Source organism: Rhodococcoides kyotonense, assembly GCF_900188125.1.
Taxonomy (GTDB): domain Bacteria; phylum Actinomycetota; class Actinomycetes; order Mycobacteriales; family Mycobacteriaceae; genus Rhodococcoides; species Rhodococcoides kyotonense.
Map to the genome: position 1 here is coordinate 29,762 of NZ_FZOW01000032.1, position 11,826 is coordinate 41,587.

The following is an 11,826-nucleotide window of genomic DNA, read 5'->3' on the forward strand; positions in this document are numbered from 1 at the left end:
CCGTTACCGATCCGTGTTCGTGATATGTCCCGACACCGCTTGCTTCATGTCGATGTCCCCCACTATTGCAGTGGGGTCCGACACAGCAACGCTCAGCACCCGACGAAAGGCCTCACCCAGCGCGACGACCGTCGGCTCGTCGAACAGTTCGGTGGCGTAGGCGATCTCGATCGACATTCCTGCGCACGCCCCGTCGGGATCGACGGCTTCGACGAAACTGAAGTGCAGATCCAACTTCGCCGTCGTGGTCGACGTCGCCATGGACTCCATTTTCACGGCGCCCAGCTCGGCCACGTGCTGCTCGTAGTTCTGGAACGCCATCATCACCTGGAAGAACGGGACCTGCGCCACCGGCCTGGGAGGTAACAGTTCGTTCAGCAACCAGTCGAACGGAACGTCGACGTTCTCGAACGCCGCGATGTCCTGCCTCCGGACTTCGGCGAGCACATCGGCGAACGAGATCGACGTGTCCACGACGGTCCGCAGAACGACCGTACTGACGAACATTCCGACGAGGTCGTCGAGTAGTTCGTTTCCGCGGCCCGCTGTCGGTGTACCGACCGTGACGTCGGCGTTTCCGGACCAACGTGCCAGGACCGCCGCCATGGCTGCGTGCACGACCATGAACCGAGTCGTGCCGGTGTCCCTGGCGCACCTGTCTATCGCGGCGTGGATGTCGCGGTCGACGCCGAGGGTCACCGAACTCCCCGCCATGGTGCGCACTTCCGGGCGCGGATGATCCAGTTCGACGTTCAACAGGTCCGGTTGGCCGGCAAGAGTCTCCCGCCAGAACTGCATCTGACGGCTGGCGACGGATTCGGGGTCGGTCAGCTCTCCGAGCGTTTCCCTTTGCCAGAGTGCGTAATCCGCATACTGCACGGCAAGAGGTTCCCATCCGGGTTCCTCGCCCACCGCACGCGCGCCGTACGCATGCGTCAGGTCTCGCGCGAAGGGCGCGAACGACGAACCGTCGGCTGCGATGTGGTGGAACACGACGACCACGACATGTTCCTCCTCGCTCAGCCGGAAGAGGGTGATGCGCAGCGGCGGCTCCGTCGCGGTGTCGAACCCGACCGCGAGCAGTTCGGCGATCCGGCCCGACAGGTCGGTTTCCGACACCTCGATCGGCGCCATGTCCAGCCTCACCGCATCTGCAGGCAGAATTTTCTGAACGGCAGAGTCGTCGACCTTCGGAAAGATCGTTCGGAGCGACTCGTGACGGACTTGAACATCGTGCGCTGCCGCAGCCAACGCGTCGACGTCGATCGGTCCGGTGAGTCGCACGGTGACCGGGATGTTGAAGTACGGCGATTTCGGAATCCATTGCGACAACATCCACGTGCGCTGCTGCTGTACCGACAGGGGGATGGCCTCGGGACGACGTCGTCCGACCAACGGCACCCGAGAACCGCTGCTCACGTACGCCGACACCGCGGCAGCCAATTCCTCGACGCTCGACGCATCGAACAACAGACTCAGAGGAATCGTCGCGTCGAGCGCATCCCCGAGTCTGGAGATCACCTTCGTGGCCGACAACGAGTTACCGCCCAATTCGAAGAAGTCGTCGTCGAGGCCTGCCCGCGGAATTCTCATGACGTCGGCGAACACCGTGGCGACGGCGTCCTCCACCGGACTGGTCGGCGCGCGGTACGCAGCGATCTCGACGACCGGGTCCGGCAGCGCGTCGCGGTCGAGTTTGCCGCTCGCTGTCGTCGGTAGCGAGTCCATGACGACGATGACCGCAGGCACCATGTACTTGGGCAACACCGAACGCACGGCATGTCGAATCTCGTCCGGAGCCAGATCGCTACCGTTCCGCCTCGTCACATACCCGACGAGGCGGTCGCCGCGCACGTCGACAGCAGCCGACGCGACCGAATCATGGTGCAGCAGTGCCGCTTCGATCTCACCCAGCTCGACACGCTGACCACGCAGTTTCACCTGACCGTCGGACCTCGTCACATAGACGAGACGACCGGTCCTCGTGCGTCGCACCAGATCGCCCGTCCGGTAGACGCGCTCCCCGGCCGTCCTGAACGGGTGTGCCACGAACCGCTCGGCCGTCAGATCGGGGCGACCCTCGTAGGCACGTGCGAGTTGCACACCGGCGAGATACAACTCCCCGACGACCCCGACCGGGGACGGCTGCAGACGCGAATTCAACACGTAGGCACCGCTGTTCCAGACTGGTTCACCGATAGGTACGCCGTCCCCTCGACCGGTCGGCGCCGGCTCGGCGGGGTCGTACGGATATGCCGTTGCATGCACGGCGAATTCGGTCGGTCCGTACAGGTTGTGCAGTTGCGCTCCCGGGAGCGCATCCGAGGCGGCCCGGGCGACGCTTCGGCCCAGTTCTTCGCCCGCGACCAACACGTGCCGAAGTGACTGCAGTCGCGACGTTCCCGCCTGTGAGGTGAACACGGCCAGCATCGATGGCACGAACGATGTCGCCGTCACGCCCTCCGATTCGACGAGCGACGCCAGATACCGCGGATCGCGGTGACCGTCCGGTTCGGCGACGACCATCCGGGCACCCGAGGCTGGTGCGCCGAACAGCTCCCAGACGGACACGTCGAACGTGAACGGAGTCTTGTGCAGAACGACATCGAGCTCGTTCAGTCCGTATTCCGCCACCAACCACGAGACCTGGTTGGCGACGGCCGAGTGCGGTACCGCAACGCCTTTCGGCTGACCTGTCGACCCCGACGTGAACATCACGTAGCACGTGTTCTCGGGACGCAGTGGTCCGATCCGATCCTCATCCGTCACAGGAGCGTCGGAGAACTCGGCGATCGTGGCGTCGTCGATGCTCGTCAGCACCATGATCGGACGTGCAACGGCCAGAACATGATCGGTACGCAGGGACGGCTGGTCGGGATCGATGGGGACGTACGCACCACCAGCGGCCACGACTGCATGGACAGCCACGACGAGGTCGATCGAACGGTGCATCGTCACGGCCACCCGCTCGTCCGGCCCTACACCGCGCGAGATCAGCCATCGCGCCGTACGAGCAACTCGCGCCGCGAAGGCGTCGAATGTGAGGCGAGTATCAGCGAAAGTCACCGCGACAGCGTCGGGTGTCGCGACGGCCTGCCTGTCCAGCAGATCGGGCACGATCGACGCCGACGGGATTGCCGTGGTCGCATCGTTCCACGCAGCGATCGTCCGGGACAGTTCGGCCTCGCCGATCACATCGATGTCGCCGATCGGAACGGACGGGTCGGAGGTGCCCGCGACCAGAACTCGTACGAGTTGCTCGCCGATCTCCGTCACTGTCGACTCGTCGAACAGATCGCTCGAGTGCGTGATCGAGCCGAAAAGGCATGCGCGGCCGTCGTCGTCGACTGCATCCTCGACGACGAAATGTAGGTCGTACTTCGCGAATCCGGCGTCGAAGCCGACTGGCTCGACACGTAGCCCCGACAGTTCGAGCGAGCCCCAGCCCAGGTTCTGGAAGCTCAGTGCGACGGGTATCCGTGGACCGTCGAGCCATCGGCGATCCGGGTCGATTTCCTCCATGACCCGTTCGAACGGCACGTCCGAATTCGCGAAGGCCTCGAGGTCGACGTCTCGCGTATGCGCGAGCATGTCCGCGAACGAGGTGAAGGGTGTCGTTCGAGTCCGAAGCACCAGGGAGTTGACGAACATTCCGATGAGTCCGTCGAGCTCCGTCGCGCCTCGCCCGGCCGTGGGCGAGCTGACGGCGACATCCGTCGATACGGACAATCGACCCAGGAGGACCGCGAGCGCTGTGTGCACCACCATGAACAACGACGCATTGTGTTCCCTCGCAAGCGCTTCACACGCAGCTCGCAGGTCCGCACTCACCGGGAATCGCACCGTCGCGCCGCGATAGCTGGCACCATCGGGTCTCGGGTGGTCGAGCGGAAGGTCGATACCTTCCGGAAGTCCGTCCAATTGCTCTCGCCAATAGCCCAATTGATGCGCCATACGGGAATTCGGATCGGTGTCCGAGCCGAGAACGCCCCTCTGCCACAGCGTGTAATCGGCGTACTGCACTGCGAGCGGTTGCTGCTCGGGCGCGACACCTGCCGACCGTGCCGCGTACGCGATCATGACGTCGGCAGTCAACGGGCGCATCGAGAACCCGTCGGCCGAGATGTGGTGCGCCACGAACACCAGCACATGGTCGTCGGCGGCGACCCGTAGTAGGGCCGTTCGCAGCGGCACATCCCCGGTGACGTCGAATCCCCTGGTGACGATGTCTTCGACGGTCGCAGAGACGTCCGCTTCCCCGATGGCAACGGGATCCAGATCGAGGACAACGTCCTCGACGTCTCGGATCAACTGGTAGCCGTCACCGTCGAACTCGGGGTACATCGTCCGCAGCGACTCGTGTCGACCCAGCAGATCGCGAACGGCCGACTGGAGTGCCGGTACGTCCAACGGTCCGGTCAGACGCACTGCGACGGGGATGTTACGAACGCCGGCGTTCGGATGGAGCCTGTTCAGAATCCACAACCGTTGCTGAGCCAGTGACAACGGTATCCGCTCCGGACGAGGCTGCGCCGTCAGAGGCGGACGGTCGTCCGATTCCGCGAGAAGGGCGACCTTCGCGGCGAAGGTCTCGACGGTGGATGCGTCGAACATCAGTCGCAGCGGGACACGACGACCGAGCCGTTCCGCCAGACGTGCGATGACCTGTGTCGCAATCAGCGAGTTACCGCCGAGCGAGAAGAAGTCGTCGTCGAGACCGATCGCCTCGCCACCGAGAACATCTCCGAAGATCTCCGCGACTGCACATTCGACATCCGTCGACGGCGCCCGGTATCGAGCGACACTGAACTCCGGATCCGGCAATGCCTTTCGATCCAACTTGCCCGACGCACCCACCGGCAATGCGTCGAGAACCACGAACGACGACGGAACCATGTACGACGGCAACACCTGGCCCAGCGACGCTTTCACTCCGTCGATCGAGATCTCGGTGCCCACAACGTATGCCACCAACTGATCGCGTCGAACCTCGACGACGGCGCGCGACACCGAATCCACTGCAGCAACGGCAGACTCGACCTCGCCCAGCTCGATCCGCTGACCGCGCAACTTGACCTGAAAATCCGACCGACCCACATAGAGCAACTCACCGGCCGCATTCCACCGCACCAGATCACCGGTCCGATAGAAGCGTTCACCGTCTCCGAACGGACTCGCGACGAAACGATCCGCCGTCAACTCCGCCCGACCGAAATACCCCTCCGCCAACTGAACACCCGAAAGATACAACTCCCCCACCACACCCACCGGCGCCAGCGACAAACGCGAATCCAACACGTATACAGACGAATTCCACACCGGGCGACCGATCGGCACACCCGACTCGCCCCCGACCAGCGAATACGCCGTCGCGTGCACCGTGAACTCGGTCGGCCCGTACAAGTTGTGAATTTCAGTGTCGGGCAATGCGGTGCGAGCATCGGTGGCCACGTGCGCGGACAACGCCTCACCCGCCACAAGTACATGCCGGAGCGACTGCAGCCGAGCAGAATTCACCTGCGACACGAACACCGACAACATCGACGGCACGAACGACGTCGCCGTCACACCCTCCGACTCGATCACCGACGCCAAATACTCCGGATCCCGATGACCATCCGGCTCCGCCACCACCAACGTCGCACCAGAAGCCAACGCACCGAACAACTCCCACACCGACACATCGAACGTGAACGGCGTCTTCTGCAACACCACATCACCAGCACCGAGACCGTACTCCGCAACCAACCACGACACCTGATTCACCGCCGACGCATGCGACACAGTCACACCCTTCGGCCGACCCGTCGACCCCGATGTGAACAACACATACGCCGCAGCATTCGGAGCAGGACGAGGCAAGGCCTCGGAATCGAAGGCGACATCGCTGGAACCGAGATCACCCAAGACCCCGGCCGTCAGCACCAACACCGGACGCACCGAATCCAGGATGTACTCGGTCCGCTCCGCCGGATGGTCGGGATCGATCGGCACATACGCCGCACCCGCCCGCACCACCCCGTACAACGCAGCCACCATCTCCGCCGACCGACGCATCGACACGGCAACCACGCTGCCGGCACCCACACCCTCGGCTCTCAGCGCACGAGCAATCTCCGACACCCGCGCGTCGAACTCCGCATACGTCCACGACGCCCCACCGAACCGCACCGCAACCGCATCCGGCCGCTCCACAACCCGACGAGCAAATGCATCCAACACCGTCACGTCGCAATCGATGTCGTGCATCGGTCCTTCTGCCCATGCCGTAAGCCGATCGCGTTCGGCCGAGTCGGTCAACTCGATGTCTCCGACGACGACGCTCGAATCCTCGACCACCGCGTTCAACACACGGACAAGCTGGTCACCGATCCGAGCCGCACTGGACGCATCGAACAGATCGGTTGCGTACGTCAGGTCGACGCGATAGCCGCCATCCGCGTCGTCCGACACGGTCACCTGCAGGTCCATCTTGGACACCACGGCGTCGAAATCCACAGCGGAAACAGACATTCCGGGTAGTTCGAACGTGTCCGTCCGAATGTTCTGGAACGACAACAGCACCTGAACCAGCGGATGCCGGCCCTGCGACCGCGGAGGATCGAGGACCTCGACCAACCGCTCGAACGGCAAGTCCGCATGCTCGAACGCATCGATGTCCGTGGTTCGAACTGACTCCAGCACATCGCCGAACGCCGCGTCCCACGACAGCGCAGCCCGCAGCACGAGCGTGTTCACGAACATCCCGACCAGATCGTCGAGAACTGCTTCACCGCGTCCGGCGACGGGCGTTCCGATCGCGACGTCGCCACTGCCGGACAACCTCGACAGCACTACCGCCAGCGCCGCGTGCACGACCATGAACGGGGTGGCCCGATGCTGTGACGCACAGGACTCGATCGATGCACGAAGCACCGAGGGCAACGAAACAGTATGTACCGCACCGATACCCGACGACGCCAGAGGACGTGGGCGGTCGGTCGGCAGAGAGATCTCGTCCGGAATCGCGTCCAGTTGCGACGTCCAGTACTGCTCCTGAACGGACATCAACGATCCGACATCACTCGACGAGCCGAGCACGTCACGCTGCCACAGCGTGTAATCCGCGTACTGCACCGGCAACGGCGCCCAGGCAGGAACGTCGTCGTCGGCCCGCGCTGCGTAAGCGATCATGATGTCGCGAGTCAGCGGTGCCACCGAGAAGCCGTCCGCTGCAATGTGATGTACGACGACCAGCAAGACGTGGTCACTCGTGGTCGAGCGCAGCAGACGGGTCCGGAACGGAATCGTCGTGGACACGTCGAACCCTGCAGCGAAGAACTCGACCACTGCGGCCGAAACGTCGCGTTCGGCAACGTCTCGCGGCGCGAGATCGATGTCGACGTCTGCCACCGTACGAACATCCTGATGGCCGACGCCGTCGACTTCCGGGTACACCGTGCGCAGAACTTCGTGGCGCGCGACGACATCTCGCACCGCGGATTCCAGAGCGGCGACATTCAATTCGCCCTGAACCCGAACGGCGATTGGAATGTTGTCCACGGCCGAATCGGGATCCAGGCGGTTCAGGAACCACATGCGTTGCTGAGCAAGGGACAACGGCACATGCGTCGGACGCTCGCGGGCCACCAACGGAGTTCGTGCGTCAGTGCCGACAACAACGCGCGACGCGACCGCCTCGACCGAGGAGGCGTCGAACAACACTCGCACCGGCACCCGCGCGTCGACAGCGGCACCGATACGCGCCGCGACCTGAGTTGCGAGCAGCGAGTTACCGCCGAGTTCGAAGAAATCGTCGTCGAGTCCGACCTGATCGACCCCGAGCACGTCCGCGAACACCGATGCCACGATCTCCTGCACCGGAGTCTGCGGAGCACGGAACTCCCGCACCTCGAACACCGGATCCGGCAATGCCTTTCGGTCCAACTTGCCCGACGCACCCACCGGCAACGCGTCGAGAACCACGAACGACGACGGAACCATGTACGACGGCAACACACGGCCCAGAGCCTCGCGTGCATCCACAGTCTCCAGCGCGTCACCAGCCGGCACTACGTACGCCACCAACCGATCACTACGCACGTCCACGACAGCCCGAGACACCGAATCCAACGCGCCCACAGCCGCTTCGATCTCACCCAGCTCGATCCGCTGACCACGCAACTTCACCTGGAAGTCCGAACGCCCGACGTACACAAGTTCACCCTCGATGCTCCACCGCACGAGATCACCGGTCCGATAGAGCCGTTCGCATACGCCGAACGGACTCGCGACGAAACGATCCGCCGTCAAGTCCGCCCGACCGAAATACCCCTCCGCCAACTGAACACCAGAAAGATACAACTCCCCCACCACACCCACCGGCGCCAACGACAACCGCGAATCCAACACGTACACAGCCGAATTCCACACCGGACGACCGATCGGAACACCCGCACCCGACTCACCACCGACCAGCGAATACGCCGTCGCATGCACCGTGAACTCGGTCGGCCCGTACAAATTGTGCAACCGCGCCGACGGCATGACCGCTGACGCCGCCTCCGCAACAGAAGTACCGAACGCTTCACCGGCAACAAGGACATTCCTCAGCGAAGCCACCGCGTCGGGTCGCACCTGAGAAACGAAGGCCGACAACATCGACGGCACGAACGACGTCGCCGTCACACCCTCCGACTCGATCACCGACGCCAAATACTCAGGATCCCGATGACCATTCGGCTCCGCCACCACCAACGTCGCACCGGAAGCCAACGCACCGAACAACTCCCACACCGACACATCGAACGTGAACGGCGTCTTCTGCAACACCACATCACCAGCACCGAGCCCGTACTCCGCAACCAACCATGACACCTGATTCACCACCGCAGCATGCGACACAGTCACACCCTTCGGCCGACCCGTCGACCCCGACGTGAACAACACATACGCGGCTCCGCCACTCGTGGCAGCACCATCGACACCCACACTCACGTCGCGCACACGGGTGAGTCCGTCCAACACCTCCGCCGTGAGCACCAGATTCGGGCGAACCAAGTCGAGAATGTAGTCAGTTCGCTCCGCCGGATGGTCGGGATCGATCGGCACATACGCCGCACCCGCCCGCACCACCCCGTACAACGCAGCCACCATCTCCGCCGACCGACGCATCGACACCGCCACCGTGCTGCCGGCACCCACACCCTCGGCTCTCAGCGCACGAGCAATCTCCGACACCCGCGCATCGAACTCGGCGTACGTCCACGACGCCCCACCGAACCGCACCGCCACCGCATCCGGCCGCTCCACAACCCGACGAGAGAAAGCGTCGAGAACCGTGGCATCGGAGCCGATATCGACGACATCGCCGACCGACGCGCGCAGCAACACTGCACGCTCCGAGTCCTCGGCCAGCTCGATATCGCCGACGACGACATCCGAGTCCGACACGATGGCGTCCAACACCCGCACCAAACGCTTGCCGAGCACCTCGACCGCAGAGGCGTCGAACAGATCCGTCGCGTACGTGACGTCGACTCGATACCCCGCATCGGGACCGTCGGACACCGTCAGTTGGAGATCCATCTTTGCAACTGTGGCGTCGAATTCGACACCCGAAATGGACAGTCCCGGTAGCTCGAACGTCCCTCCGCCGACGTTCTGGAACGCCAACAGCACCTGAACCAGCGGATGCCGGCCCTGCGACCGCGGAGGATCGAGAACCTCCACCAACCGCTCGAACGGCACGTCCGCATGCTCGAACGCATCGATGTCCGTCCGACGCACACCGCTCAGCACATCACCGAATGTGGCCGACGGCGACACATCGGACCGAAGCACCAACGTGTTGACGAACATTCCGACCATGTCGTCGAGCGCCGAATCGCCGCGTCCCGCAACGGGAGTTCCGACGGCCACATCGGTGGTACCGGACAACCGAGACAGCAGGATCGCCAGTGCCGCGTGCATGACCATGAATGGAGTCGCTTTGTGTTCGGCCGCAGCGTTTTCCACGGCAGAACGCAGTTCTGATCCGATCGAGAACGTATGCATTGCGCCAAGACCCGATGCCGACAGTGGGCGCGGGCGCGACAACGGAATATCGAGCTGATCCGGAAGACCTGCCAGGTGGCCGACCCAGTACGACTGCTGACGCGACAGCACCGAGTCTGCGTCGTCCGCAGATCCGAGGACCTCGCGCTGCCACAACGTGTAGTCCGCGTACTGTACCGGCAGGGGCGCCCAGGCAGGAACGTCGTCGTTCGCCCGCGCCGAGTAGGCAATCATGATGTCGCGCGTCAACGGTCCGATCGAGAAACCATCCGCCGCAATGTGATGCACGACGACCAAGAGCACGTGATCATCGGGCGCGACGGTCGACAACCGTGTGCGGACCGGCGGCTCCACGGTGACGTCGAATCCGCGGGCGAACAGCCCATACGCCGACGCGAGGATCTCGTCCTCGAGAACGGGATGTGGAACGAGGTCGATCTCCACGTCGGACACCGCCCGAACGTCCTGGTAGCCGACCCCGTCGACCTCCGGGTACACCGTGCGCAGAATCTCGTGTCGCGCAATGACGTCCGAGACGGCTGCGCGCAACGCCTCGATATCGAGGTGTCCGCGCAACCGGACTGCGACCGGAATGTTGTCCACCGCGGAATCGGGATCCAATCGGCTCAGGAACCACATCCGCTGCTGAGCCAGCGACAGCGGCACCTGATCCGGACGCGAGCGCGCCACCAGCGGTACCCGGCCGTCCCCGGTGCGAGACTCGACCCGCGCGGCGAGCGCCTCGACCGAGGACGCGTCGAACAGTGCGCGGACGACAATACGCTCCCCCAGCTCGGCGCCGATCCGCGACAGTGCTTGTGTCGCGATCAGCGAGTTGCCACCGAGTGCGAAGAAGTCGTCGTCGAGACCGACCCTGTCGACGTCCAACAGGTCCGCGAACACCCGAGCAACGATCTCCTGCACCGGCGTCTGTGGCGCACGGAACTCACGCACCTCGAACACTGGTTCCGGCAACGCTTTTCGGTCCAACTTTCCCGATGACCCCAGCGGGAACGCGTCCAGCACGACGAACGTCGACGGCACCATGTACGACGGCAGAACCTCGGTCAACGCAGCATTCAGGCCGTCGGTGTCGAGTCCAGCTGCCGATGGCACGACGTAGGCGACCAGACGATCGGACCGTACAGCCGCCGCCGCATGCGCGACCGACTCCAGCCGCGCAAGTGCCGTCTCGATCTCGCCGAGTTCGATTCGCTGACCCCGCAACTTCACCTGGAAGTCCGACCGACCCACGTAGAGCAACTCACCGGCCGCATCCCACCGCACCAGATCACCGGTCCGGTACAGCCGCTCACCGTCTCCGAACGGACTCGCGACGAAACGATCCGCCGTCAATTCCGCCCGGCCGAAATACCCCCGCGCCAACTGAACACCCGAAAGATACAGCTCACCGACCACACCCGCCGGTGCCAGCGACAATCGCGAATCCAACACGTACACAGCCGAATTCCACACCGGACGACCGATCGGCACACTCCCACCCGACTCGCCCCCGACCAGCGAGTACGCCGTCGCATGCACCGTGAACTCGGTCGGCCCGTACAAATTGTGCACACTCGCGCCAGGCAGAGCGCTGCGCGCAGAAGCAGCGACCGCACCCGAGAACGCCTCTCCAGCGACCAACACGTGCCGAAGCGACTGCAGCCGAGCAGAATCGACCTGTGACACGAATGCTGCGAGCATCGACGGCACGAACGACGTCGCCGTCACACCCTCCGACTCGATCACCGACACCAGATACTCCGGATCCCGATGACCATCCGGCTCCGC

The 11,826-nt window shown here is 64.0% G+C and carries 1 protein-coding gene; it reads right to left on the bottom strand.

Going from position 1 to position 11,826, the window contains the following annotated elements; translation table 11 throughout:
- Positions 1-3 precede the first annotated feature (3 nt).
- A partial coding sequence (locus tag CHB96_RS28385; protein ID WP_141136596.1) for a non-ribosomal peptide synthetase occupies positions 4-11,826 on the bottom strand: 11,823 nt, incomplete at its 5' end.